Source organism: Bradyrhizobium nitroreducens (assembly GCF_002776695.1).
Lineage (GTDB): Bacteria > Pseudomonadota > Alphaproteobacteria > Rhizobiales > Xanthobacteraceae > Bradyrhizobium > Bradyrhizobium nitroreducens.
This window is the reverse complement of record NZ_LFJC01000003.1, coordinates 6,288,927-6,312,847: the sequence shown is the minus strand read 5'-3', so window position 1 is coordinate 6,312,847 and position 23,921 is coordinate 6,288,927. Positions and strand designations below refer to the sequence as shown.

Here is a 23,921-nt window from a genome sequence, read left to right as displayed (position 1 = left end):
GTCGCGGTGCACACCCGCGCATGCTGTGTCAAAAGGCAAAGATGCCGCATGACACACCTCTCATCGCCACAATCGTCGTTGGACTTGGATTAGCTTTCGTACTTGGAACCATCGCGCAGCGGTTCCGCATTCCGCCGCTGGTCGGTTATCTTCTCGCCGGTGTTGCGGTGGGTCCGTTCACGCCGGGCTTCGTCGCCGACCAGGCGCTCGCCATCGAGCTCTCGGAGCTCGGTATCATCCTGCTGATGTTCGGCGTCGGGCTGCATTTCTCGCTGCAGGATCTGCTCAGCGTCCGCAACATCGCCGTTCCCGGTGCCGTCGTGCAGATTGCCGCCGCGACGCTGATGGGGCTTGGTCTTGCATGGCTGATGGGCTGGGGCATGAGTGCCGGCCTGGTGTTCGGCCTCGCTCTGTCGGTGGCCAGCACCGTGGTGCTGCTCCGCGCGCTGCAGGAGCGGCGCCTGATGGAGACCGATCGCGGCCGCATCGCGGTCGGCTGGCTGATCGTCGAGGACCTCGCGATGGTGCTCGTGCTGGTGCTGTTCCCCGCCATCGCCAGCCTGCAGGGCGGCGCCGAAGGCAAGCCCGCGTTCGAGCCGCTGGCCGCGCAGCTCGGCCTTGGTCTCGCCGGCATCGTGATGCTGACCATCGTCAAGATCGTCGTCTTCATTGGCCTGATGCTGGTGGTCGGACGCCGGGTGATCCCCTGGATCCTGCATTACATCGCGCATACCGGCTCGCGCGAGTTGTTCCGCCTCGCCGTGCTGGCGATCGCGCTGTGCGTCGCCTTCGGGGCCACGAAGCTGTTCGACGTCTCGCTGGCGCTCGGCGCGTTCTTCGCCGGCATGATGCTGCGGGAATCGCCGCTCAGCGCGCGGGCCGCGCAGGAATCGCTGCCGCTGCGCGATGCCTTCGCCGTGCTGTTCTTCGTCTCGGTCGGCATGATGTTCGATCCGATGAGCGTGGTTCGCGAGCCCTGGCCGCTGCTGGCGACGCTGGTGATCATCATGCTCGGCAAATCTCTCGCTGCGTTCCTGATCGTCGTCCTGTTCCGGCATCCGGCCGCAACCGCGCTGACGATCTCGGCGAGCCTGTCGCAGATCGGCGAGTTCTCCTTCATCCTGGCCGAGCTCGGCGTCGCCTCGCAGATCCTGCCCAAGGAGGGCCGCGACCTGATCATGGCCGGTGCGATCCTCTCCATCATGCTGAATCCGCTGATGTTCGCGGCCGCCACCTGGCTTGCGCCGCGGCTCGATCCGCGGCGGGATTCGCCGCAAGCCAAGGCCGCCGTGCCGGAGCCGATCCGCACCACCGATCTCACCGACCATACGATCGTGATCGGCTATGGCCGCGTCGGCGCGCTGGTCGGCGACGCCCTGCAGCAGCGGCAATGGCCGTTCCTCGTCGCCGAGACCGGCGAGAGCGCGCTGGCGAAGCTGAAGCAGGGCGGCATCGAGACCATCATGGGCAACGCCGCGCAGCCGGAGATTCTCGGCGCCACCAATCCAGCGCGGGCGCGGCATCTGGTGATCGCGATCCCGGAAGCGTTCGAGGCGGGGCAGATCGTGCAGCAGGCGCGCGCGGCCAATCCCGACATTCGCATCATCGCGCGGGCGCATGCGGATGCCGAGGTCGATCATTTGAAGGGGCTGGGGGCGGATGTCGTCATCATGGGCGAGCGCGAAATCGCGCGCGGCATGATCGAGGAGCTGGAGAGGAGGGTTCCGGATGCCGCCCAGCAAGATCGCCGCACGCTCGCGGTCGGTTCGGTCGTCTGACCGCGAGGCACCTCGCCCTACCGCCCCTCGGCCTCGCGCTCCATGTCGCGGCCCGAGAGGTCCTCGCCCTGCATGTTGGCGTAATCGCGCGCCATCTCGCGCATCAAAAATTTCGCGGGGACGTCGTGATAGGTGCCGCGGTCGTTGACGTATCGCATGTAGGCCCGGCCCTCGCCGTCGAACGGATGCAGCAGCGCGTCGGTGTGGCCGTCGAAATCGAGCGGCGCGACGCCGACCTTGGCGCAGAGCGTGTCGTTGAACGTCGGCGTCGCCTTGCGCCAGGCGCCGTCGACATGCACCTCGGTGAAGCCGTGCCAGGTGAAGATGTCCGTGCCCATGCTCGCGCGCAGCTTCTCGGTGGTGAGATGGTTCTTCACGTCGGCAAAGCCGACCCGGGCGGGAATGCCGTGGACGCGGCAGGCGGCGGCATAGAGCGCTGCCTTGCCGACGCAATAGCCTTGCCCGGCGGCAAGCACGCTCGAGGCGCGAAAGGTCTCGGCGACGCGCATGCTGACGTAGGGGTTGTAGCGGATGCCGTCGCGCACGGCCTTGTAGAGCACGCTCGCCTTCTCGCGCGCGCTCGCATCCGCGCGCACGGCGTCGTTCGCGAATTTCTGCACGGCGGGATGATCGCTGTCGATGTACTCGCCGGGATCGGTGTAGAGGCGGCGGATCGTGTCGGGGAGGCTGTCGGTCATGCCGTGAGCTTAGCAGGCGATCGCCGCGGAATTCAAATCACGCGCTGCGGATGCGCGCCTTCGAATTGCGTCGAGGCGCTGCCGCCGTCTCACTGCCGGTTGCGCATCCAGTCGGCGAGGCCGGACAGCGCCTTGTCGAGCTCCTGCCGCGCGGCGGGATCTGTGATCGTCTCCTCCATCGCGCCGCGCATGCAGGCCATCCACGCGTCGCGCTCGGCGTCGCCGATGGCAAAGCCAATATGCCGCTGCCGCAGCCGCGGATGGCCCTTCTCGGGAGTATAGAGCCGCGGGCCGCCGGTCCATTCGCTGAGATAACGCTTCAGCACGTCCCTGATCAGGCCGAGGTCGTCCGCGTGCATGGCACGGATCACCTTCGCCTCCGGCAGCGTGTCCATGCGCTGGTAGAAGCGGTCGACGAGAGCGTCGATCGTGGCGCTGCCGCCGATCCGCTCGAACATGGAGGTGGTGACGTCGGTGGAGGTCATGGGTGGTCCGGATGGTTGCTGCTGGGCTCGCATATACGACTGCTGGTGCCCGTGTACAAACTCAGCTGTCGTCCCGGATCTGCGCTTACGCTTGTCCGGGACGACAGCGGAGAGCTTGGATGCTGCTCGCCCTACAGCGCCACGCTCCGCAGCCCGAAGCTGCGGGCCTCGTTCTGCAGCACCGGCCGCACCGCATCGATCAGCCGCGCGGCGGCCGCATCAACGGAGAGGCCTGCCGTATCCACCACCGCCGCCGCGCGCGAATACAGCGGCTCGCGGCTGAGCAGGATATTGCGCAGCTCCGCCATGGCGGAGCGATCATCCGCCATCGGACGCAGATCGCCCTGGCGGCGCACGCGGGCCATGTGCTCCTCGGGCTCGGCCTTCAGCCAGATCGTGTAGAACGAGGTCAGGATCTGGTCGAAGGTGAGCGGCTCCGAGACGATGCCGCCGCCGGTCGCCAGCACCATCAGCTCGTTGCGCGCGAGCAGCTGCTGCAGTGCCGCCTGCTCCATGCGGCGAAAACCTTCCTGGCCGTACAGCGCGATGATCTCGGCGACCGAGAGCCCGTTCTGCTGCTCGACCTCCTTGTTGAGCTCGACGAAGCTCCAGCCGATCTTCTTCGCGAGCATCCGCCCGAGCGTCGACTTGCCGGCACCGCGCAGGCCGATCAGCGCGATGCCGCAGAACGGCGCGCGCCGCGGTGCGGTGGCGCTGCCGCCAGCGAGCAGATCCTTGGCCTGCGCGATCTGCGCCGGCGTCGCCTTGCGCAGGAGGTCGCGAAACATCTGCCAGTCCGGTGTCGGCTCGGCCGAGGGCAGCAGATCCTCGAGATGCGCGCCCATCGCGTCGGAGACGCGGCGGAGCAGCACGATGGAGACATTGCCCTTGCCGCTCTCGAGCTGCGCGATGTAGCGCTCCGAGATTCCCGACACCTTGGCGAGCACTTTGCGGGACATGCCGCGCAGCGCGCGCATGGTGCGCACGCGCTGGCCGAGCTGTTCGAGGAAGCGGGATTCGGCGTCGGGACTGTCGGTCATGAGCCTTCTTTACAGATGTCCTGCGGCGCGTTTTAATGAAACATAGTGCCTGCTGGCATTGACAGCAAGCCGCCGCGGTGTCTTTCTATGAATTATAATTCTAAATTCGGGGGAGAAGTCCGTGAGCGAGGGATCCTACAACGCGGTGACCTGGCTGCTCGACCGTAACGTCGAGCAGGGCCGCGGCAGCAAGCTGGCCTTCGACGACACCGTCTCGCGGCTCACCTATGGCGAGCTGAAGCAACAGACCTGCCGCGCCGCCAACATGCTGCGCCGGCTCGGCGTCCGCCGCGAGGAGCGGGTGGCGATGATCATGCTGGACACGGTCGATTTCCCGACCGTGTTCCTGGGCGCGATCCGTGCCGGCATCGTGCCGGTGCCGCTGAACACGCTGCTGACCGCGGATCAATACGCCTACATCCTCGCCGACTGCCGCGCGCGCGTGCTGTTCGTCTCCGAGGCGCTCTATCCCGTCATCAAGGACGTGGTCGGCCGCATGCCGGATCTCGAGCATGTCGTGGTCTCCGGCGCCAAGCAGAACGGCCACAAGCAGCTCGCGGAAGAGCTCGCCGGCGAGAGCGATCAGTTCACCACCGCCGCGACGCATCCGGACGAGCCGGCGTTCTGGCTCTATTCGTCGGGGTCAACGGGCATGCCGAAGGGCGTGCGCCATATCCATTCGAACTTGCAGGCGACCGCCGACACCTACGCAAAACAGGTGCTCGGCATCCGCGAGAGCGACGTGTGTCTCTCCGCGGCAAAACTGTTCTTCGCCTATGGGCTCGGCAATGCGCTGACCTTCCCGATGTCGGTCGGCGCCAGCGTGGTCCTGAACAGCGAGCGGCCGACGCCGGCGCGCATGTTCGACCTGATGAACCGCTACAATCCCTCGATCTTCTACGGCGTGCCGACATTGTTCGCGGCGATGCTCAACGACGAGACGATGAAGAGCGAGCGCGGCGGCAAGGCCTTGCGCATCTGCACCTCCGCCGGCGAGGCGCTGCCGGAATCGGTCGGCAACAGCTGGAAGGCGCGCTTCGGCGTCGACATTCTCGACGGCGTCGGTTCGACCGAGCTGTTGCACATCTTCCTGTCGAACGCGCCCGGCGACATCAAGTACGGCTCATCAGGCAAGCCGGTGCCGGGCTATGCGGTGCGGCTCGTCAACGAGGCCGGACAGGACGTCGCCGACGGCGAGGTCGGCGAGCTCCTGGTCGACGCGCCCTCCGCCGGCGAGGGCTACTGGAACCAGCGCCACAAGAGCCGCCGCACCTTCGAGGGGCCTTGGACCCGCACCGGCGACAAATACATCCGCGACGCCGAAGGCCGCTACACCTTCTGCGGCCGCGCCGACGACATGTTCAAGGTCTCCGGCATCTGGGTCTCGCCGTTCGAGGTCGAGAGCGCGCTGATCACGCATCCCGCCGTGCTGGAAGCCGCCGTCGTACCCGAGGCCGATCCGGAAGGATTGCTCAAGCCAAAGGCCTTCGTCGTGCTGCGCCCCGGCGCGACAGCGACGGCGTTGCAGGAGGCGCTCAAGGAGCACGTCAAGCAGAAGATCGGCCCGTGGAAATATCCGCGCTGGATCGACGTGGTGGAGTCCCTGCCGAAGACGGCGACGGGCAAGATCCAGCGGTTCAAGCTGCGGGAAGGGGCGCATTGAGCGTGCGGGCTGCTTACCCTCCCCTGGAGGGGGAGGGTCGGCACGCGATCGAGCGTAGCGAGATGCGTGACGGGGTGGGGTGATCTATCCACACGTGCGCTGCATTTGTGGAGAGACTGTCACCCCACCCCGCTTCACATCTCGCTGCGCTCGCTGTGAATCGACCCTCCCCCTCCAGGGGAGGGTGGGCATCTCGGAATTGGCTAGAAATGGACATTCGACCATGACCAATCTCACCCCCACCGGCTTCCTCAGCATCGGCGGTGCCAGCCTCGAATATAAATGGCTCGCGCCTGCATCGGCTGACGCCCCCACCATCGTCATGCTGCACGAAGGCCTCGGCTCGGTCGGGCTCTGGGGCGATTTTCCCGAGAAGCTGCAGCAAGCCACCGGCGCCGGCATCTTCCTCTATTCGCGTGCGGGCTACGGCCAGTCGAGCCCGGTGACGCTGCCACGGCCGCTCGACTACATGCAGCGCGAGGCGCTCGACGTGCTGCCGAAAATCCTCGATGCGATTCCGTTCAAGCGCGGCCTCTTGCTCGGCCATTCCGACGGCGCCTCGATCGCAACCATTTATGCCGGTTCACATCAGGATCACCGTCTGCAGGGCATCGCGCTGATCGCGCCGCATTTCATCGTCGAGGACGTCTCGGTGACATCCATCGCCGAGATCAAGACCGCGTTCGAGACCACCGACCTCAAGGTAAAGCTCGCGCGCTGGCACAAGGACGTCGACAACGCCTTCTACGGCTGGAACGGCGCCTGGCTCGATCCCGAATTCCGCGACTGGGATATCTCCGAATACCTCGCCTATATCCGCGTACCCGTCCTGGTCCTGCAGGGCGAGAATGATCAATATGGGACATTGCGCCAGGTCGAAATTGCCAGGGAAGAGTGCTACTGTCCGGTAGATTTTAAATTCATTTCAGACGCGGGCCATTCCCCGCATCGTGAAGCGCCGGGGGCGACGCTTGACGCGATTGAGCTATTTGCAAAAGCGGCCCTGCGCGACGATCAGGGGCTTCAGGGACGCGCCGCATGACCATGCGGAGGCACATCCATGAATGTGCCTCCACATGCGACCGGCCCGTTGCCGTGGCCGCAATGGGCCTATGTGCCCGGCGAAGCCGCCGGGCTGGATGCCGATTACGAGACGCTCGCGCTCGCCAAGGCGATGGTGCCGCCGGCCTTCCGTGGCCACGTGCCGGCGCGCCATCCGGCGCTGCGCTACGGGCTTGCGCTCAACGACCGCGGCTATTTCTGGGAAGCGCAGGAGGTGCTGGAGGCGGTGTGGGCCGCGGCGCCGCAAAACGGTCGCGAGCGCATTCTGCTGCGCGCCTGCATCCTCATCGCCAATGCGAATTTACGGTTGCGCATGCAGAAGGCGTATTCGGCCGCGCGCTTGTTTGGCGACGCGCTTGGGGAGCTGCGCACGTTCACCTCGCGCAAGGCGGCGCCGGGTGGAGATGGTTTCGTCGAAAGCTTCCCGATACCGGCATTGACGGCTCTGCTCCAGGCCAAGCTCGGCCGGGCCGAGCTCACCAAGGCCGACTGGATCGCGCTCAGCGCCATTGTCCGATCGTAGGGTCTCATGAAACAAAGTGCATGCACTGGTCGTTATTGACTAGACGTGCTCAAAAAGATGCACTATTGTGCATCTAACGGTAAAGACCGAAGTCCACAATCAAGCTCAGGGATGACCCATGGCCGGGGAAGATCGGCGCCTCGCAGGCGGCGCGACATTCATCGATTTCCAGACCGAACCGTCCCGCTACAAGCACTGGAAGCTTGCGGTCGACGGTGACGTTGCGACGCTGACCATGGACGTCGACGAGAATGGCGGCCTGTTCGAGGGCTATCTGCTCAAGCTCAATTCCTATGACCTCGGCGTCGACATCGAGCTTGCGGACGCGGTCCAGCGCCTGCGCTTCGAGCATCCCGAGGTCAAGGTCGTGCTGATGCGCTCGGCCAAGAACCGCGTGTTCTGCGCCGGCGCCAACATCCGCATGCTCGCGGGCTCCACCCACGCCCACAAGGTGAACTTCTGCAAATTCACCAACGAGACCCGCAACGGCATGGAGGACTCCTCGGAAAATTCCGGCCAGCGCTTCATCACCGTGGTGAACGGCTCGGCGGCCGGCGGCGGCTATGAGCTGGCGCTCGCGACCGACCACATCATCCTCGCCGACGACGGATCGTCTGCGGTGGCACTGCCCGAAGTGCCGCTGCTCGCGGTGCTGCCCGGCACCGGCGGCCTCACCCGCGTCGTCGACAAGCGCAAGGTGCGCCGCGACCACGCCGATTTCTTCTGCACCATCGAGGAAGGCGTGAAGGGCAAGCGCGCCGTGCAGTGGCGCCTCGTCGACGAGATCGCGCCGAACTCCAAGCTCGAGGCCAGGATCGCCGAGCGTGCCAGGGAGTTTGCGGCGGCCTCGAAGCGCAAGGGCAGCGGCAAGGGCATCGCACTGACGCCGCTGAAGCGCGTCATCGACCAGAACAGCATCCGCTACGGCTTCGTCACCGTCGACATCGATCGCGCCGCCCGCATTGCCGCCATCTCGATCAAGGCCCCTGAAGCCGCGCCGCCCGCCGACATCGACGGCATGATGGCGTTAGGAGCTTCGTTCTGGCCGCTCCAGGTCGCGCGCGAGCTCGACGATGCCATCCTGCATTTGCGCATCAACGAGCTCGAGATCGCCATGCTGGTGTTCAAGAGCCATGGCGACCGCGCCCATGTGCTCGCGCACGATGCCTTCCTCGAGGCCAACAAGGCGCATTGGCTGGTCAACGAAATCAGGCATTACTGGAAGCGCGTGCTCAAGCGCATCGACGTCACCTCGCGCACGCTGGTGACGCTGGTCGAGCCCGGCTCGTGCTTTGCCGGCACGCTCGCCGAGCTCGTCTTCGCCGCCGACCGCTCCTACATGCTGATCGGCACGCGCCAGGGCGACAACCGCCCGCCGCCGTCGATCGAGCTCTCCGCCATGAATTTCGGACCCTATCCGATGAGCCACGGCCTGACGCGGTTGCAATCGCGCTTCCAGGCCGATCCCTCCGATGTGGAGCGCGCCGAAGCCACGCTCGGCACCAGCCTCGACGCCGAGCAGGCCGAGGAGCTCGGCCTCGTCACCTTCGCGCTCGACGACATCGACTGGGACGACGAGGTCCGCGTGTTTCTGGAAGAGCGCGCCAGCTTCTCCCCCGACAGCCTCACCGGCATGGAAGCGAATTTGCGCTTCGTCGGCCCCGAGACGATGGAGTCGAAAATCTTCTCGCGCTTGACCGCCTGGCAGAACTGGATCTTCCAGCGCCCCAACGCGGTCGGCGAGGAAGGCGCGCTGCGCCGCTACGGCAGCGGCCAGAAGCCGAAATTCGATATGACGCGAGTCTAGAGGGCGAATGGGGAGTGGCGAATAGCGAATGGTGCACTTCCATTCGCTACTCGCCATTCGCTACTCGCCTACTTCAACCAGTCCCCCACGGGAGGTCCACCATGAACATGAACATCATGAACGTCGACTACTCGACCAAGATTCCGAACAACGTCAATCTCGCCGAAGACCGCCAGGTGCTCAAGGCGCTGGAGGGCTGGCATCCCGGTTACATGGACTGGTGGAGCGACATGGGACCGGAGGGCTTCCAGGAGTCGCTGGTCTATTTGCGCACCGCCTATTCCGTCGATCCGCGCGGCTGGGCCAAGTTCGACTATGTCCGCATGCCCGAATATCGCTGGGGCATTCTGCTGGCGCCGCAGGAAGAAAATCGCGTCGTGCCGTTCGGCGAGCATTATGGCGAGCCGGCCTGGCAGGAAGTGCCGGGCGAGCATCGCGCCATGCTGCGCCGCCTGATCGTGATCCAGGGCGACACCGAGCCGGCCTCGGTCGAGCAGCAGCGCCATCTCGGCAAGACCGCGCCCTCGCTCTACGACATGCGCAACCTGTTCCAGGTCAATGTCGAGGAAGGCCGCCATCTCTGGGCGATGGTCTATCTGCTGCAGAAATATTTCGGCCGCGACGGCCGCGAGGAAGCCGACGATCTGCTGCGCCGCCGCTCCGGCGATGCCGACGCGCCGCGCATGCTCGGCGCCTTCAACGAGGCCACGCCGGACTGGCTGTCCTTCTTCATGTTCACCTACTTCACCGACCGCGACGGCAAGATGCAGCTGCATTCGCTGGCACAGTCGGGCTTCGATCCGCTGTCGCGCACCTGCCGCTTCATGCTGACGGAAGAAGCTCACCACATGTTCGTCGGCGAGACCGGCATCACCCGCGTCGTGCAGCGCACCTGCGATGCGATGCGCGAGGCTGGCATCACCGATCCGACCGATATCGCCAAGGTCCGCGCGCTCGGGGTGATCGATCTGCCGACCATCCAGAAGAAGCTGAACCTGCACTACACGCTGTCGCTCGATCTGTTCGGCTCGGAGGTGTCGACCAACGCCGCCAACGCCTTCAACGCCGGCATCAAGGGCCGCTATCACGAGACCCAGATCGAGGACGACCACCAGCTCAAGAACTCCACCTATCCGGTGCTCAAGCTGATCAACGGCGAGATCAAGCTGGTCGACGAGCCGGCGCTGACCGCGCTCAACATGCGCCTGCGCGACGATTACAGCCAGGACTGCGTCAAGGGCCTGCTGCGCTGGAACAAGGTGATCACGACCGCGGGCTACGATTTCCAGCTCAAGCTGCCCAACGTCGCCTTCCACCGCCACATCGGCGAGTTCAAGGACGTGCACGCGACGCCCGACGGCCTTCTGATCGACAATGCCACCTGGGCCAAGCGCAAGGACGAGTGGCTGCCCTCGACCAGCGACGGCGACTTCATCACATCCCTGATGCAGCCCGTCACCGAGAGCGGCAAGTTCGCCTCCTGGATCTCGCCACCGAAGGTCGGCATCGACAACAAGCCCGGCGATTTCGAGTACGTGAAGATCGAGTCGTAAGCGCGGCCTCATCCTCAACTGTCGTCCCGGACAAGCAAACGCCTGGCAATGCCAGGCGTTTGTGCAGATCCGGGACCCAACCCCACGGAGAGGTCGTGGCGCGAGCAGGCAACCACGAGTCTTCGCCAAACTACTTCCTGTGATTATGGGTCCAGGATCTGCGCGCGCTTGGGGCGCGCTTGTCCGGGACGACAGCGGGGTGCGTGGTGACGGTGGAGCGATAGCAGCCCGCACTGCTACCCCGCGATCTCCAGTCCCGCATTCGCATACACCACACCGCCATCCACCGCGATGGTGTTGCCGACCACGTAATCGCCCGCACGCGAGGCGAGATAGATCGCCACCCCTGCCATGTCCTCGTCGGTGCCGATCCGCCGCGCCGGAATGCGCTTGGCGACCTCGTCCGAATGGTCGCGCGCGGCGCGGTTCATGTCGGATTTGAACGCACCCGGGGCGATCGCGGTGACGTTGATGTTGTCCTTGATCAGCTTGGTCGCCATGCGCCGCGTCAGATGGATCACGGCGGCCTTGCTGGCGGCGTAGGAATAGGTCTCGCTCGGGTTCACGAAGATGCCGTCGACCGAGGCGATGTTGATCACCTTTGCGGGCCGCTCGTGCGAGGCTGCGGCGCGCAGCGGCTTCGCCAGCGCCTTGGTCAGGAAGAACAGCGACTTCACGTTGAGGTCCATCACCTTGTCCCAGCCGCTTTCGGGGAATTCGTCGAACTCCGCGCCCCAGGCCGCGCCGGCATTGTTGACGAGGATGTCGAGCTTCGGCTCCAGCCTGATGATCTCGGAAGCGAGCCTGTCGCAGCCTTCGATGGTCGAGATGTCGATCGGCAGCGCGATGCACTCGCCGTCATATTGCGCGCTGAGCTCCTTGGCGGTCGCCTCGCACGGTCCGGCCTTGCGCGCGGTGATGTAGACCTTTGCGGCGCCGGCGCTGAGAAATCCCGCCGCGATCATCTTGCCGATGCCACGCGACCCGCCGGTCACCAGCGCGACGCGGCCATTGAGCGAAAACATATCCTTGAACATGGTGCCTCCCTTGCGTTGGCGTTGTTTTGGGCGGGGAGGGCAGGGGAGTCAAGGAAGAGGCGCTTAGGTCAGATGCAAGTGAGGCGCGATAACGGCCCGACAAACTCAGTGTCGTCCCGGATCTGCGCGCGCTTGGGGCGCGCTTGTCCGGGACGACAGTGGAGATCGGAGCGCAGCTACGCCGCCGCGATCCGGCGGAAACCGTTCCACATCGCGGTCGCGGCGCCCGAGGTCAGCACCGGCAGAATTCTCGCGTCCTGGTAGTTGCCGTTGAGCGAGACGCGCGGCAGTGCCGTCATGTGATCGGCATTCTCGGCGAACAGCATGCCCGGCCGCGTCGTCACCGCGGTCTTGAAGCCGGCCGTCGCGGCGAGGCCGAATTCACGCGTGCCTGCGGCCTCGCGGTCGCCATAGGGATAGGCGAGATGCAGCACGGGACGCTCCAGCGCCTGCTCGATCCGCGCCCGGCTCACAGCCAGCTCCTGCGCGGCGACGTCTTCCGCCAGCTTGGCGAGGTTGCAATGGCTGACGCTGTGCGCGCCGATCGTCACCAGCGGATCAGCGGCGAATGTCTTCAACTCGTCCCAGGACAAGCAGAGGCCGCGGCACAGCGCGGCCATGTCGACGTCATAGCGTGTGCAGAGCGCCTCGATCTCGCGCGCCAGATCGTGCTCGCCCGGCAGCGCGCGCAGCCAGTCGTGCAGGCGGTCGTAGGTGGCCTGCTTGGCCGCAGGCGTCGTCGCATCGAGCCGCAGTGCGGAATGGCCGATCGTGACGTCGATCTGCTCGGCCTTGGCGATCACGGCTTCCAGCGCCGCCCACCATAACCGTCCGGTGCCTTCGGCAAAATCGCTCGCGACATAGACCGTCAGCGGTGCGTCGAATTCGCGCAACACCGGCAGCGCATGGTCCAGATTGTCGCGATAGCCGTCGTCGAAGGTGAAGGCGGCGAAGCGGCGCTCGAACCGGCTCTGCACCAGCCGCTCATGCAGCTCGTCCATGCTGACGATGTCGATGTCGCGCGAGCGCAAATGGCACAGCGTCTCGCGCAGGAATTCGGGGGTGACCTCGAGGTGCCGGTTCGGCTGGAACGCCGCCTCGCGGGCCGGCCGGACGTGGTGCAGCATGAAAATGGCGCCGACGCCCGACAGAAGCGGGCGCAGCAGATGGTGTGCCCCGCTGAAATAGAGTGCTCCCAGCCCGGCGCGGATGACGTTGTTACGCAGTTGTTTCATGACCGGCCGGCGGACTTTGGCATTCCGTCTTCAACTTACGGAAGAACCCTTGAAGAAAAAGTTATCCCGATTGTCCAGCCGGTGCCTTCGGAAGGGCGCCATTTCCGGTTTGACAGCCTGCCAAGGGTTTGTTTTGTCTCCGGTTCCAGAGTTCGGGTCGTCGAATGCAGAAGCTTTTCAGGTGGGCCAGCAAATGGTGGCCGGGGTTAATTCCCCTGGCCGTCATGTGGGGATTTGCGGCCTGGAATAATACCTTACCGGTCGAGGCCGACCTGTCGGCCCGCAGCTCGGCCGCGCTGAAGGGGACCGTTCTGGACAAGACCCGGATCGCGGTGGACGGCCGCGACGTCAGCCTGGTCGCAGACGCCTTCTCCGAGGAGGGCCGCCGCGACGCCGTGATGGCGGTCGAGACGGTCCCGGGCGTGCGTCTGGTCGACGACCGGACCCGTCTTGTTCCCGAGGCCAAACCCTTCGTCTGGAACGCCGAGCGCGATGTGGTGCGGGTGACGCTGTCGGGCTCCGCGCCGCTGCCGTCGATCAAGGGCCGGCTGACCGAGGCGGCCCGCAAGGAGGTCGGCGGCGTCGAGGTGGCCGACCAGATGGGTCTGGCGCGGGGCGCGCCGCCGCGGTTCGAGGCCGCCGCGATGCTGCTGCTGGACCAGATCGGCAAGCTGAAGGACGGCAAGATCACGATCACGGACACCAAGGTCAATCTGTCGGGCATGGCGCGCGATCTCGGCGGCCGCGAGGCGATCGCGGCTGCGCTGAAGAACCTGCCCGAGGGCTTCTCGATCGCTGCCAACGACGTCAAGGCGCCGCCCTACATCTTCCAGGCCTACAAGGATCCGGTCGCCGCGACCGTGACGCTGACCGGCTATGTGCCCGACAACGCCATCCACGCGGCGATCGCCACCAGCGCCGCGCGAAAATTCTTCACCGAGAAGGTCGTCGACAATCTCAAGGCCAGCATCGGCGCGCCCGGCTCCTTCAACACGGCCGTGATCGCAGCGCTCGGCGCGCTGTCGCGGCTGTCGACCGGCACGCTCGTCGTCTCCGACCGCGAGGTGAAGCTGTCGGGCGATGCGCTCTATGAAGGTGCCGCCAACGACATCCGCGCCGGGCTCGGCAAGGACTTCCCGAAAACCTGGCAATACAAGCCGGAGATCACCGTGAAGCCCGCGGCGGGTCCGGTCGACGGCACCGTGTGCCAGCAATTGTTCACGGACCTCCTGGCCAAGGGCAAGATCCGCTTCGCGCCCAAGCGCGCCGACATCGATCCGGATTCCGCCGCCATTCTCGATCATCTGATCGAGACGGCGCTGCGCTGCCCCAATACCAATGTCGAGGTGGCCGGGCATACCGATGCCGACGGCGAGGACGGCTTCAACCGGGCGCTCTCGGAGAAGCGCGCGCAGGCGGTGATCGACTATCTGGTCAAGGCCGGCCTGCCCGCCAGCCGCTTCACCGCGGTCGGCCATGGCAGCACGCAGCCCGTCGCCGGCAACGACACCGACGAAGGCAAGGTGCAAAACCGCCGCATCGAATTTCTGGTGAGGTGACGATGCCCTATCTCCTCTCGTTTCATATGGGCTGGCTGATCGGCTCGGTGCTGCTCGGCTTCTGCATGGGCTGGATCTCGGTGGTCCAGCGCGGCAACGGCACCTCGAAGGTGACGGCGCGCTGGCTCGCCGTGCTTGCCGCCGCCCTGGTCGCGGCCTCGTTCGCCCATGTCGTCCCCGGCCGCTTCGGCTACTGGCTCGATCTCGGCCTCGTCATGTTCGCCTGCTACCTCGTCGGCTGCACCATCGGCGCCTGGCTGCGCGACCGCGTGGTCGCGCGCACCGCACCGCCAGCCCCTCTGTGACGTTGCCACGCCCCCGGTCCTTCGGTCGGGGCAAGGCGCAGGAGGGGCCCGCCGCGGCCTTTCGGCGCATCGGAAATCCGCGGCCGGCCGCTTCGATGCCCCTCTTTCAACAAGCCGGGCCCGCCCATAGATTGATTTCGGCTTAAGGCGTGACGGAACATTGTGCGGCCGAAATCATCAAACCTTCACGGCGCCTGCGCAGGATCGCCATGGAGATTCGCCTCGAGTCTTGCCGCCGATCCTGCCGCAGAAGGCGCCAAACCGTGCATCAGGAGCCCGCAACCCTGCCTAAAATATTGAAGGCACGTGTTTTTGTTCGAATTGGCGAATTCCACTCGGCCCGAAAACGCGCTAGTGGAGGGGCAGGGGGCATGCGCGATGCCGGAGCCGACGGCGAGGGGTCGTCGTGTGCCTCTGCGCCGTCCCGTCCGCTGGCCGTTCTGGCCGCTGAAGCGTTGTTCGAGGTCTAGATGCTGGAAGCCATACGCAGGGCGACGTCGTTTCTGCGCGAGAAGCAAATCCTGCATAAGCTTGGCGTTGTGATCAGCGTCGCGGTCATCGGCATCGCTTGCTATGTGCTCTACCACATGCTGCGAGGCATCGATTTCAACGAGGTCCTCGAAGCGATCAAGAGCACCGAGCCGAGCCAGATTGCGATGGCGGCGCTGTTCGTCGCCGCGGGCTATTTCACGCTGACTTTCTACGATCTGTTCGCCGTGCGAGCGATCGGTCACTCCCATGTGCCCTACCGCATCAATGCGCTCGCGGCCTTCACCTCCTATTCGATCGGTCACAATGTCGGCGCCAGCGTTTTCACCGGCGGCGCGGTGCGTTACCGCATCTACTCGGCCTATGGGCTGAACGCGATCGACGTGGCGAAGATCTGCTTCCTCGCCGGCCTGACCTTCTGGCTCGGCAATGCCGCCGTGCTCGGCCTCGGCATCACCTATCATCCGGAAGCCGCCGCCTCGATCGACCAGCTTCCGCCCTGGCTGAACCGCACCCTGGCGCTGATGATCATCGTGGCGCTGATCGGCTATGTGGTCTGGGTCTGGACCCAGCCGCGGGTGGTCGGCCGCGGTCCCTGGACCGTGGTGCTGCCGGGCGGCCCGCTGACGCTGCTCCAGATCGCGATCGGCATCATCGATCTCGGCTTCTGCGCGCTCGCGATGTACGTGCTGGTCCCGGACGAGCCCAATCTCGGCTTCGTCGTGGTCGCGGTGATCTTCGTCTCGGCGACGCTGCTCGGCTTCGCCAGCCATTCGCCCGGCGGGCTCGGGGTGTTCGACGCGGCCATGCTGGTCGGCCTCTGGCAGATGGATCGCGAGGAACTGCTCGGCGGCATGCTGTTGTTCCGCGTCCTCTATTATCTCTCGCCTTTCGTCATCTCTGTAATCTTGCTGACGTTTCGCGAAGTTATCATCGGCGCACGATCGAAGCGCCTGCAGCAGGCGGCGCTCAAGCTCGACCCCGGTCCGGCGCCCGAAGCCGCTTATGTGAGAGAGCGCAGCGACGGCGCCAAATCTTAAGGTAAGCCCCAGGAGAAGTCCGCCCGATGGCGATCGACGCCCCTTCTTCTCCCGCCGCTCAGCCCTGGTCCGACCGGCTGCGGCACTCGACCGTCATCCTGATCGCCGCGGCGCTGGCGCTGTCCGTCGTCGTCTCGCTCGGCGAATTGTCGGTGCTGCATGCCGCTGCCGTGTTCCTCTGCATCGCGGCAGCGGCGCTGATCCCGTGGCGCCTGCACGATGCCGCGGCCTCGCGCGAGGACACCCGCCGCATCAACCCGGTCGAGAGCGCGGCGGTGGCCGCGGTCGTCGCCGGCATGCCGGATCCGGCGGTGCTGCTCGACCGCGCCGGCCGCGTCATCCACCTCAATGCCGCCGCGGCCCAGCTCGCGCCGGCACTGCGCCGGAACGAGCTCGCCCAGTTCGCGCTGCGCTCGCCGGAGATCATCACGGCGCTGCGCGAGTCGATCGCGACCACCGAGCCGCGCCGCGCGACCTATCTCGACCATGTCCCGGTCGATCGCTGGATGGAGCTGATCATCACGCCGGTGCCGGTGCCGACCAGTTTCGGCGGCGCCGACAAATGCATGCTGATGACCTTCCACGACCAGACGCCGCTGCGCCGGGTCGAGGAGATGCGCGCCGACTTCGTCGCCAATGCCAGCCATGAGCTGCGCACGCCGCTCGCGGCGCTGTCGGGCTTCATCGACACGCTGCAGGGCCAGGCCAAGGACGATCCCAAGGCGCGCGAGCGCTTCCTCGGCATCATGCACAACCAGGCCACCCGCATGGCGCGCCTGATCGACGATCTCCTGTCGCTGTCGCGGGTCGAGCTGTCGGCCCATGTCCGGCCCGACACCCTGGTCGACCTCTTGCCGATCATCCGCCAGGTCGCCGACGGGCTCGAGCCGCTGGCGCGCGAGCGGCAGGTCGAGGTCGAGCTCCATCTGCCCGACAGCCCGGTGATGATCGCGGGCGACCGCGAGGAGCTGCTCCGCCTGTTCGAGAATTTGATCGAGAACGCGCTCAAATACGGCGCCTCGGGCGGACGCGTCGTCGTGTCGCTGACCTCAGCCGCAGCCACTGATGGAACTCAGGAAATCCGGATCATGGTGCGCGATTTCGGCCCCGGGATCGCGCCCGAGCACCTGCCGCGGCTGACTGAGCGCTTCTACCGCGTGGACGTCGGCGACAGCCGCTCGCAGGGCGGAACCGGGCTCGGATTATCGCTGGTGAAACATATTCTTAACCGCCATCGCGGCCGGCTTTTGATCGAAAGCGTGCCCAAGCAGGGTGCGACTTTCACCGCCTGCTTTCCCCAGGCCAAGACTTTAGTTTGAGATAGAAACGCGAGTGATTTCAATCGCTTGCGCGTGTCATCCGACTGTCACGAAACCTTCGTAAAAGCACAGCCGACCGCTCCTAAAGGGGCGGCGTGGGGAGCGCGATCGGGCGCGGATGGCGCTTCGCTCCCCCCAATGGAGACCAGCATGAATTTCCTCAAGACGATCGTCGTTGCCGGCATGGTTGCCGCTTCGACGACGGCGGCCTTTGCTGCCGACATCACCGGCGCCGGCGCGACGTTCCCGTTCCCGATCTATTCGAAGTGGGCTGACGCCTACAAAAAGGAGACCGGTAACGGTCTGAACTACCAGTCGATCGGCTCCGGCGGCGGCATCAAGCAGATCCAGGCCAAGACCGTGACCTTCGGCGCGACCGACATGCCGCTCAAGGCTGAGCAGCTCGAGAAGGACGGCCTCGTCCAGTGGCCGATGGTGATGGGCGCCATCGTTCCCGTGGTCAACCTCGAGGGCGTGAAGCCGGGCGAGATGGTGTTCGACGGCGAGACGCTGGCCAACGTCTATCTCGGCAAGATCACCAAGTGGGACGATCCGGCCATCAAGAAGCTCAATCCGAACGTCAAGCTGCCGTCGGATGCGATCACCGTGGTCCGCCGTTCGGACGGGTCGGGCACCACCTTCAACTTCACCAACTACCTCTCCAAGGCCAGTGCGGACTGGAAGAGCAAGGTCGGTGAGGGCACCGCGGTCGAGTGGCCGGTTGGCGTCGGCGCCAAGGGCAACGAAGGCGTGTCGGGCAACATCGGCCAGACCAAGAACTCGATCGGCTACGTCGAGTATGCCTATGCCAAGCAGAACAAGCTGACCTATACCGGTCTCGTCAACAAGGCCGGCAAGACCGTGCAGCCGACCGTCGAAGCTTTCCAGGCGGCCGCCTCCAACGCCGACTGGGCCAAGGCGCCCGGCTACTACGTCATCCTGACCGACCAGCCCGGCGAGAAGTCCTGGCCGATCACGGCGGCGACCTTCATCCTCATGCACAAGGACGCCACCGACAAGGCGGCTTCGCAGGAAGCCATCAAGTTCTTCCGCTGGGCCTTCACGAAGGGCGACAAGGCGGCCGAGGAGCTCGACTACATCCCGATGCCGGACACCGTCGTCAAGCAGATCGAGAAGACCTGGGCTGCCGAGATCAAGAGCTAGGTAAAGCTATCGTGTCCCGGACGCGGTGCAGCACGTAGTGCTGCTCCGCAGAGCCGGGACCCACAAACGCTAGGCCCCGGATCAGCGGCGCACCGCTTCGCGCTGCACCGCATCCGGGGCACGGCACCAAAAACATCAAGAACAAGCGTATATAACGGGTACAGGGGATCGGCGTGGCAGAGATGGCCGTTCAGAGCGATGTAATCGACGATGCCGGACCGTATGACCGCGCCAAGGCCTTGGGCGCGTTCAAGCTCGGCGACGTCACCTTCTACTGGATCACGCGGTTGTCCGCGATCTCGGTGTTGCTGATCCTCGGCGGCATCATCATCTCGCTGATCGTCGGCGCGTTCCCGGCGATGAAAGCATACGGCTTCTCCTTCCTGTGGACGCAGCGCTGGGCGCCGTCGGCCGATCCGCCCGTGCTCGGCGCGCTCGGGCCGATGTACGGCACGCTCGTCACCTCCTTCATCGCGATGCTGATCGCGATTCCCGTCGGTCTCGGCATTGCGATCTTCCTCACCGAGCTCTGCCCGCAATGGCTGCGCCGCCCGATCGGCATGGCGATCGAGCTGCTCGCCGGCATTCCCTCGATCATCTACGGCATGTGGGGCTTCTTCGTGCTGGGCCCGTTCCTGGCCAACACCTTCCAGCCCCTTATGATCAGGATCTTCGACGGCGTCCCGGTGCTGGGCGCGATCTTCGCAGGTCCCCCGTCCTATCTCAGCACGTTCAACGCCGCGCTGATCCTCGCCATCATGGTGCTGCCCTTCATCACCTCGATCTCGGTCGACGTGTTCAAGACGGTGCCGCCGGTGTTGAAGGAGGCCGCTTACGGCGTCGGCTGCACCACCTGGGAAGTCGTCCGCAGCGTGGTGATCCCCTACACCCGCGTCGGCATCATCGGCGGCGTCATGCTGGCGCTGGGCCGCGCGCTCGGCGAGACCATGGCGGTGACCTTCATCATCGGCAACTCGTTCCGCATCTCCTCATCGATCTTCGCGCCGGGCACCACGATCTCGGCGGCGATCGCATCCGAGTTCGCCGAGAGCGACGGCCTGCACCAGTCCGGCCTGATCCTGCTCGGCTTGCTCCTGTTCGTGCTGACGTTCTTCGTGCTGGCCGCCGCGCGGCTGATGCTGATGCGGCTGGACAAGAAGGCGGGGAAGTAAGGTCATGGCGCTCAATCCGATCTATTCGCGTCGTCGCCGCGTGGACATCGTCATCCGCGGGCTCTGCTTCGCCGCGGCCGCCTTCGGCGTCACCTGGCTCGCGCTGATCCTGGTCACGCTGCTCTACAACGGCCTGGCCGGCCTCAATCTCGAGATCTTCGTCGCGGACACGCCGCCTCCGGGCTCGACCGAAGGCGGCCTGCGCAACGCGATCGTCGGCTCGATCATCATGACGTTGATCGGCGTCGGCATCGGCGCGCCGCTCGGCCTGTTCGCCGGCACCTACCTTGCCGAATACGGCCGCAACGATCGCCTGACCTCGGTGATCCGCTTCATCAACGACATCCTGCTCTCGGCGCCCTCGATCATCATCGGCCTGTTCATCTACGGCGCGGTGGTGGTGCCGATGCGTGGCTTCTCCGCGATCGCGGGCGCGCTCGCGCTCGCCGTCATCGTGATCCCGGTCGTGCTGCGCACCACCGAGGACATGCTGCTGCTGGTGCCGAATCCGCTGCGTGAGGCGGCCTCGGCGCTGGGCCTGCCGCGCTCTCTGGTGATCAAGCGCATCGCCTATCGTGCGGCCCGGTCGGGCCTCATCACCGGCGTGCTGCTCGCCACCGCACGCGTCGCGGGCGAGACCGCGCCGCTGCTCTTCACCGCGCTGTCGAACCAGTTCTTCAGCCTCGGCCTGAACAAGACGATGGCCAACCTGCCCGTCACCATCAACAACTTCGTGCAGAGCCCCTACGCCTACTGGAAGCAGCTGGCGTGGAGCGGCGCACTGCTCATCACCCTGACCGTGCTTGCCCTGAACATTGGCGCGCGCATCCTTGGCGCCGAGAGGACCGCAAAATGAGTGAACTTTCCGTATCGATGAGCGCCTCCGGTGGCCTTCCGCAGGCGCCGGTGCTGCCCGAGGCGCCCGCCAAGGTGACGGTGCGCAACCTCAACTTCTATTACGGCGAGCACCACGCGCTGAAGAACATCAACCTGACGCTGGGCGCCAACCGCGTCACGGCGTTCATCGGCCCGTCCGGCTGCGGCAAGTCGACCCTGCTGCGCATCTTCAACCGGATGTACGACCTCTATCCGGGCCAGCGCGCCACCGGCCAGCTGATGCTCGATCAGACCAACATCCTCGACCCCAAGCTCGACCTCAATCTGCTGCGCGCCCGGGTCGGCATGGTGTTCCAGAAGCCGACGCCGTTCCCGATGACGATCTACGAGAACATCGCCTTCGGCATCCGCCTCTACGAGAAGATCTCCAAGTCCGAGATGGACGACCGCGTCGAGAAGGCGCTGCGCGGCGGCGCGCTGTGGAACGAGGTCAAGGACAAGCTCAACGCCTCCGGCCTGTCGCTCTCCGGCGGCCAGCAGCAGCGCCTGTGCATCGCCCGCACCGTCGCGGTGCGGCCCGAGGTGATCCTGTTCGACGAGCCCTGCTCGGCGCTCGACCCGATCTCGACCGCCAAGGTCGAGGAGCTGATCCAGGAGCTGTCCGAGAACTACACGATCGCGATCGTCACCCACAACATGCAGCAGGCGGCGCGCGTCTCCGACAAGACCGCCTTCATGTATCTGGGCGAGCTGATCGAGTTCGACGACACCAGCAAGATCTTCACGTCGCCGACCGACCGGCGCACGCAGGACTACATCACCGGCCGGTTCGGCTGAGGAGACGCAATATGGGTACCGAACATACCGCAAAGGCCTTCGACACCGACCTCCAGGAACTCACCCGCCTGGTCGCGGAGATGGGCGGCATCGCCGAGCGCATGATCGTCGATTCCGTCGACGCGTTGATCCGCCGCGACGTCGCGCTCGGTCAGCGCGTCGTGACCATCGACGCCGATCTCGACGCGTTGCAGAAGCGCATCGAGGAACGCGCCGTGCTCACCATCGCACGACGCCAGCCGATGGCGGTCGATCTGCGCGAGATCGTCGGCGCCATGCGCGTTGCGACCGATCTCGAGCGCATCGGCGACCTCGCCAAGAACATGGGCAAGCGCGTCGCCGCGCTCGAGACCGACTTCCATCCGCTGAAACTGTTCCGCGGCCTCGAGCACATGACCGACCTCGTGCAGCAGCAGGTCAAGAGCGTGCTGGACGCCTATGCCGCGCACGATCTGCCGGCGGCGATGGCGGTGTGGAAGGGCGACGAGGAGGTCGACGCGATCTGCACCTCGCTGTTCCGCGAGCTCCTCACCTACATGATGGAGGATCCGCGCAACATCTCGTTCTGCATCCATCTGATGTTCTGCGCCAAGAACATCGAGCGGATCGGCGACCACGCCACCAACATCGCCGAGACCGTGTTCTACATGATCGAGGGCCAGGCGATCACCGACAAGCGGCCGAAGGGCGACATGACCACCTTCGCCACGACGATCCCGAATACCTGAAGACTTTAAGGAGCGACGACACCATGGGCGCACGCATTATGGTGGTTGAGGACGAGGAAGCTCTCACCGAGCTTCTCCGCTACAACCTCGAAGGCGACGGCTATGACGTCGAGACGGTCATGCGCGGCGACGACGCCGACACCCGCCTCAAGGAACACATCCCCGACCTGATCGTGCTCGACTGGATGCTGCCGGGCCTCTCCGGCATCGAGCTGTGCCGGCGGCTGCGCACCCGTCCCGAGACCAAGCAGCTGCCGATCATCATGCTCACCGCGCGCGGCGAGGAGAGCGAGCGGGTGCGGGGTCTTGCCACCGGCGCCGACGACTACATCGTCAAGCCGTTCTCGGTGCCGGAGCTCCTGGCGCGCGTGAAGGGACTGCTGCGGCGCGCCAGTCCCGAGCGGCTGGCGACTGTGCTGGCCTATGGCGACATCGAGCTCGACCGCGACAAGCGCCGCGTGGCGCGCTCGGGCCGCCCGATCGATCTCGGCCCGACCGAATATCGGCTGCTGGAGTTCTTCCTGGAACATCCCGGCCGCGTGTTCTCGCGCGAGCAGCTGCTCGACAGCGTCTGGGGCCGTGACATCTACATCGACGAGCGCACCGTCGACGTCCATATCGGCCGCCTGCGCAAGCTGCTCAATCTCGGCCGCGAGCAGGACCCGATCCGAACCGTCCGCGGCGCCGGCTACGCCCTCGACGATCGCTTCGCGAAGGCGGAGACGACCTGAGGGTTGCGAACGGTTGGTCTGGCGAGCTGCAGCCACATGCTCAGCTGTCATCCCGGGGCGCGCGTAGCGCGAGCCCGGGATCCATAACCACAGGGTGGGGTTTGGCGAAGACCCGGAGTGACCATCTCGCGCAACAATTGCGCCCTGTGGTTATGGATCCCCGCGTTCGCGGGGACGACATCGGATGTGTTGAGCCGTCATCGCACGACGGCTGCCGTCCTTGCAGTCAGCTAATTCCGCAAACTCAGCGCGGGCCCGGCTTGGCCGGCGCACGCCGGCGATCCGCCGCCGGCTGATACGCCACGCGCGAATGCTGGGCGCAGTAGGGAAGGCCGGAGAGCGCCTTGCCGCCGCAGAAGAAGAAATCCGGGCTCGAGGGATCGCCGACCGGCCAGTGGCAGGTCGCCTCGTTCAGTTCGAGCAGCGACAGCCGCTGGCTCATCGGCACCACGTTGTCGTAGGTGACGGGCTCGGCCTCGACCTCGACCTCGAAGGCCTGCGCCAGCGCAGTGTTGCCGCGTGCGATCGGGCGGGTGACCCGCATCATGTGCTGCGCGGGACGCGCCTTGCGCGGCCGCGGCGCTGCCGACGAAGGGCTCTTGGCGCGGCCGGACAGACCGAGCCTGTGCACTTTGCCGATCACGGCATTGCGGGTCACATTGCCGAGTTCAGCTGCGATCTGGCTGGCCGATAATCCGGCCTCCCAGAGCTTCTTGAGCTGCTCGACGCGATCATCGGACCAGGTCAAAACCGTCATTGCACCCTTTCCCTCGCCACGCGGCTGCCGTCCTGGCGCCCTTGCGGCGAATGCCTAAGCTTCGAAAAACCCGTGCCGCCGGAATCCCTTAAGGCTCGCCGG

22 protein-coding genes are annotated in these 23,921 nt (G+C 65.6%); 16 read left to right on the top strand and 6 right to left on the bottom strand.

Annotated features, from left to right (window positions below):
• The first annotated feature begins 41 nt into the window (after positions 1-41).
• Positions 42-1,778 carry a YbaL family putative K(+) efflux transporter gene (gene ybaL, locus TSA1_RS30145; RefSeq protein ID WP_100181418.1) on the top strand — a complete coding sequence of 579 codons (1,737 nt, stop codon included), beginning with the start codon at positions 42-44 and terminating at the stop codon, positions 1,776-1,778.
• A 17-nt stretch (positions 1,779-1,795) separates the two neighbouring features.
• Here ybaL and TSA1_RS30140 read toward each other — a convergent pair whose 3' ends face one another.
• The 3 genes from TSA1_RS30140 to TSA1_RS30130 all read right to left on the bottom strand — a co-directional run bounded on the left by TSA1_RS30140 (position 1,796) and on the right by TSA1_RS30130 (position 4,001).
• Positions 1,796-2,476 (bottom strand): transglutaminase-like domain-containing protein, encoded by a 681-nt coding sequence (locus TSA1_RS30140; protein ID WP_100179496.1) that lies wholly within the window; start codon positions 2,474-2,476, stop codon positions 1,796-1,798.
• Positions 2,477-2,565: 89 nt separating this feature from the next.
• Positions 2,566-2,961: a group II truncated hemoglobin gene (locus tag TSA1_RS30135; RefSeq protein WP_100179495.1), complete on the bottom strand. Its 396-nt coding sequence runs from the start codon at positions 2,959-2,961 to the stop codon at positions 2,566-2,568.
• Positions 2,962-3,092: 131 nt separating this feature from the next.
• Positions 3,093-4,001: a helix-turn-helix transcriptional regulator gene (locus TSA1_RS30130; RefSeq protein WP_100179494.1), complete on the bottom strand. Its 909-nt coding sequence runs from the start codon at positions 3,999-4,001 to the stop codon at positions 3,093-3,095.
• A 121-nt stretch (positions 4,002-4,122) separates the two neighbouring features.
• Between TSA1_RS30130 and TSA1_RS30125 the strand changes: the two genes are divergently transcribed.
• From TSA1_RS30125 to boxB, 5 genes are all read left to right on the top strand, one after another.
• Complete coding sequence (locus tag TSA1_RS30125; RefSeq protein ID WP_100179493.1) at positions 4,123-5,664, top strand: benzoate-CoA ligase family protein; 1,542 nt, start codon at positions 4,123-4,125, stop codon at positions 5,662-5,664.
• A 223-nt stretch (positions 5,665-5,887) separates the two neighbouring features.
• Complete coding sequence (locus tag TSA1_RS30120; protein ID WP_100179492.1) at positions 5,888-6,706, top strand: alpha/beta fold hydrolase; 819 nt, start codon at positions 5,888-5,890, stop codon at positions 6,704-6,706.
• Between the two features lie 18 nt (positions 6,707-6,724).
• Positions 6,725-7,249 (top strand): DUF309 domain-containing protein, encoded by a 525-nt coding sequence (locus tag TSA1_RS30115; RefSeq protein ID WP_100179491.1) that lies wholly within the window; start codon positions 6,725-6,727, stop codon positions 7,247-7,249.
• Between the two features lie 118 nt (positions 7,250-7,367).
• The gene (gene boxC / locus TSA1_RS30110) at positions 7,368-9,056 is read left to right on the top strand and encodes a 2,3-epoxybenzoyl-CoA dihydrolase (RefSeq protein ID WP_100179490.1); all 1,689 of its coding nucleotides are present in this window, start codon (positions 7,368-7,370) and stop codon (positions 9,054-9,056) included.
• 101 nt (positions 9,057-9,157) lie between these two features.
• Complete coding sequence (boxB, locus tag TSA1_RS30105; RefSeq protein WP_100179489.1) at positions 9,158-10,609, top strand: benzoyl-CoA 2,3-epoxidase subunit BoxB; 1,452 nt, start codon at positions 9,158-9,160, stop codon at positions 10,607-10,609.
• A gap of 236 nt (positions 10,610-10,845) precedes the next feature.
• Here the strand turns inward: boxB and TSA1_RS30100 are convergent, their stop codons facing one another.
• Positions 10,846-11,646 carry an SDR family oxidoreductase gene (locus TSA1_RS30100; RefSeq protein ID WP_100179488.1) on the bottom strand — a complete coding sequence of 267 codons (801 nt, stop codon included), beginning with the start codon at positions 11,644-11,646 and terminating at the stop codon, positions 10,846-10,848.
• Between the two features lie 176 nt (positions 11,647-11,822).
• Positions 11,823-12,881, bottom strand: a complete 1,059-nt coding sequence (locus TSA1_RS30095) for a polysaccharide deacetylase family protein (protein ID WP_100179487.1) — start codon at positions 12,879-12,881, stop codon at positions 11,823-11,825.
• Positions 12,882-13,045: 164 nt separating this feature from the next.
• Here TSA1_RS30095 and TSA1_RS30090 point away from each other — a divergent pair, with 164 nt between their 5' ends.
• The 10 genes from TSA1_RS30090 to phoB all read left to right on the top strand — a co-directional run bounded on the left by TSA1_RS30090 (position 13,046) and on the right by phoB (position 23,062).
• Entirely contained in the window at positions 13,046-14,440 is a 1,395-nt protein-coding gene (locus tag TSA1_RS30090; protein ID WP_100179486.1) for an OmpA family protein, read from the top strand.
• A gap of 2 nt (positions 14,441-14,442) precedes the next feature.
• On the top strand, positions 14,443-14,745 hold the full coding sequence (locus TSA1_RS30085; RefSeq protein WP_174719131.1) for a hypothetical protein: 303 nt from the start codon (positions 14,443-14,445) through the stop codon (positions 14,743-14,745).
• 470 nt (positions 14,746-15,215) lie between these two features.
• Positions 15,216-16,274: a lysylphosphatidylglycerol synthase domain-containing protein gene (locus tag TSA1_RS30080; RefSeq protein ID WP_100179484.1), complete on the top strand. Its 1,059-nt coding sequence runs from the start codon at positions 15,216-15,218 to the stop codon at positions 16,272-16,274.
• A gap of 26 nt (positions 16,275-16,300) precedes the next feature.
• Positions 16,301-17,593: an ATP-binding protein gene (locus tag TSA1_RS30075; protein ID WP_100179483.1), complete on the top strand. Its 1,293-nt coding sequence runs from the start codon at positions 16,301-16,303 to the stop codon at positions 17,591-17,593.
• A gap of 150 nt (positions 17,594-17,743) precedes the next feature.
• A complete protein-coding gene (gene pstS / locus TSA1_RS30070) occupies positions 17,744-18,757 on the top strand; it encodes a phosphate ABC transporter substrate-binding protein PstS (RefSeq protein ID WP_100181417.1) in 1,014 nt (337 codons plus the stop codon).
• A gap of 182 nt (positions 18,758-18,939) precedes the next feature.
• Positions 18,940-19,929 carry a phosphate ABC transporter permease subunit PstC gene (gene pstC, locus TSA1_RS30065; protein ID WP_174719350.1) on the top strand — a complete coding sequence of 330 codons (990 nt, stop codon included), beginning with the start codon at positions 18,940-18,942 and terminating at the stop codon, positions 19,927-19,929.
• Between the two features lie 4 nt (positions 19,930-19,933).
• The gene (gene pstA / locus TSA1_RS30060; protein ID WP_100179481.1) at positions 19,934-20,785 is read left to right on the top strand and encodes a phosphate ABC transporter permease PstA; all 852 of its coding nucleotides are present in this window, start codon (positions 19,934-19,936) and stop codon (positions 20,783-20,785) included.
• Complete coding sequence (pstB, locus tag TSA1_RS30055) at positions 20,782-21,603, top strand: phosphate ABC transporter ATP-binding protein PstB (RefSeq protein ID WP_100179480.1); 822 nt, start codon at positions 20,782-20,784, stop codon at positions 21,601-21,603. Before pstA ends, pstB begins: the two co-directional genes overlap by 4 nt.
• Before the next feature lie 11 nt (positions 21,604-21,614).
• Positions 21,615-22,331: a phosphate signaling complex protein PhoU gene (gene phoU, locus TSA1_RS30050; RefSeq protein WP_100179479.1), complete on the top strand. Its 717-nt coding sequence runs from the start codon at positions 21,615-21,617 to the stop codon at positions 22,329-22,331.
• Between the two features lie 23 nt (positions 22,332-22,354).
• Positions 22,355-23,062 carry a phosphate regulon transcriptional regulator PhoB gene (phoB, locus tag TSA1_RS30045; protein WP_100179478.1) on the top strand — a complete coding sequence of 236 codons (708 nt, stop codon included), beginning with the start codon at positions 22,355-22,357 and terminating at the stop codon, positions 23,060-23,062.
• Positions 23,063-23,306: 244 nt separating this feature from the next.
• Here the strand turns inward: phoB and TSA1_RS30040 are convergent, their stop codons facing one another.
• Positions 23,307-23,819 (bottom strand): GcrA family cell cycle regulator, encoded by a 513-nt coding sequence (locus TSA1_RS30040; protein WP_014491301.1) that lies wholly within the window; start codon positions 23,817-23,819, stop codon positions 23,307-23,309.
• Positions 23,820-23,921 lie beyond the last annotated feature (102 nt).

Coding starts and splice junctions, on each gene's coding strand:
- ybaL (WP_100181418.1), top strand. CDS start 42: ATGCCGCATGACACACCTCTCATCGCCACAATCGTCGTTGGACTTGGA.
- TSA1_RS30140 (WP_100179496.1), bottom strand. CDS start 2,476: ATGACCGACAGCCTCCCCGACACGATCCGCCGCCTCTACACCGATCCC.
- TSA1_RS30135 (WP_100179495.1), bottom strand. CDS start 2,961: ATGACCTCCACCGACGTCACCACCTCCATGTTCGAGCGGATCGGCGGC.
- TSA1_RS30130 (WP_100179494.1), bottom strand. CDS start 4,001: ATGACCGACAGTCCCGACGCCGAATCCCGCTTCCTCGAACAGCTCGGC.
- TSA1_RS30120 (WP_100179492.1), top strand. CDS start 5,888: ATGACCAATCTCACCCCCACCGGCTTCCTCAGCATCGGCGGTGCCAGC.
- TSA1_RS30115 (WP_100179491.1), top strand. CDS start 6,725: ATGAATGTGCCTCCACATGCGACCGGCCCGTTGCCGTGGCCGCAATGG.
- boxC (WP_100179490.1), top strand. CDS start 7,368: ATGGCCGGGGAAGATCGGCGCCTCGCAGGCGGCGCGACATTCATCGAT.
- boxB (WP_100179489.1), top strand. CDS start 9,158: ATGAACATGAACATCATGAACGTCGACTACTCGACCAAGATTCCGAAC.
- TSA1_RS30100 (WP_100179488.1), bottom strand. CDS start 11,646: ATGTTCAAGGATATGTTTTCGCTCAATGGCCGCGTCGCGCTGGTGACC.
- TSA1_RS30095 (WP_100179487.1), bottom strand. CDS start 12,881: ATGAAACAACTGCGTAACAACGTCATCCGCGCCGGGCTGGGAGCACTC.
- TSA1_RS30090 (WP_100179486.1), top strand. CDS start 13,046: ATGCAGAAGCTTTTCAGGTGGGCCAGCAAATGGTGGCCGGGGTTAATT.
- TSA1_RS30085 (WP_174719131.1), top strand. CDS start 14,443: ATGCCCTATCTCCTCTCGTTTCATATGGGCTGGCTGATCGGCTCGGTG.
- TSA1_RS30080 (WP_100179484.1), top strand. CDS start 15,216: ATGCTGGAAGCCATACGCAGGGCGACGTCGTTTCTGCGCGAGAAGCAA.
- TSA1_RS30075 (WP_100179483.1), top strand. CDS start 16,301: ATGGCGATCGACGCCCCTTCTTCTCCCGCCGCTCAGCCCTGGTCCGAC.
- pstS (WP_100181417.1), top strand. CDS start 17,744: ATGAATTTCCTCAAGACGATCGTCGTTGCCGGCATGGTTGCCGCTTCG.
- pstC (WP_174719350.1), top strand. CDS start 18,940: ATGGCCGTTCAGAGCGATGTAATCGACGATGCCGGACCGTATGACCGC.
- pstA (WP_100179481.1), top strand. CDS start 19,934: ATGGCGCTCAATCCGATCTATTCGCGTCGTCGCCGCGTGGACATCGTC.
- pstB (WP_100179480.1), top strand. CDS start 20,782: ATGAGTGAACTTTCCGTATCGATGAGCGCCTCCGGTGGCCTTCCGCAG.
- phoU (WP_100179479.1), top strand. CDS start 21,615: ATGGGTACCGAACATACCGCAAAGGCCTTCGACACCGACCTCCAGGAA.
- phoB (WP_100179478.1), top strand. CDS start 22,355: ATGGGCGCACGCATTATGGTGGTTGAGGACGAGGAAGCTCTCACCGAG.
- TSA1_RS30040 (WP_014491301.1), bottom strand. CDS start 23,819: ATGACGGTTTTGACCTGGTCCGATGATCGCGTCGAGCAGCTCAAGAAG.